The following is a 606-nucleotide window of genomic DNA, read 5'->3' on the forward strand; positions in this document are numbered from 1 at the left end:
CATTCAACACCAAAGTGCCGTAAGTGCCGGTGAAGGTGCCGGGGGTGATCGGGCCTGTGCCTTCACCGATGGTTACCCGGTCGGCGCCTTGCACGTCGTTGCTCAGCACGTTGCCGTTCAGCGTCAGCAAGGTTTCCGAGGCGGTGCCATTGCTGTCGTTCACGCCTTTTGGCAGGTCGTCGACGATGTTGACGTCCAATGAACCGGTGGCCGTGGTGCCGTTGTCGTCGACCGCGGTCACGGTGAACTGTTCAGGCAGGGTGTTGGCGCCGTTGGCGGTCGGGTGCGCTTCGTTGTCGTTGAGGGTGTAGCTGTAGCTCACCACGCCGGTCGCGGCGTTGAAGCCGGTGATGGTCAGGGTGCTGCCCAACGGCGTGGTGATCGATTGTGGGAATCCCGCCGCTACGCCTCCCGTGACCACGGCGATGCCGCCCACGGTCAGGGTGGTGACGCCGTCCAGTGCGGTCACGGTGAACGTGCCGTTCTGGGTCAAGGCTGGTGCGTTGGGGTTGCTGCCGTCACTGAGGTTTTTCTCGTAGACCGTCAGTTCGCCGCCGTACACGTTGAGGCCGTTGAGGGTTACCGGATCGTCGTTGTTGTGGATCT

The 606-nt window shown here is 62.9% G+C and carries 1 protein-coding gene; it reads right to left on the bottom strand.

The genetic code is table 11. The features are described from left to right. Window positions 1–606, bottom strand: a 606-nt coding sequence (locus PMI26_RS03740; RefSeq protein ID WP_033048325.1) for a hypothetical protein, incomplete at both ends; no start/stop codon positions are given.

It is taken from the genome of Pseudomonas sp. GM33, assembly GCF_000282295.1.
GTDB classification, from domain to species: Bacteria; Pseudomonadota; Gammaproteobacteria; order Pseudomonadales; family Pseudomonadaceae; genus Aquipseudomonas; species Aquipseudomonas laurylsulfatiphila.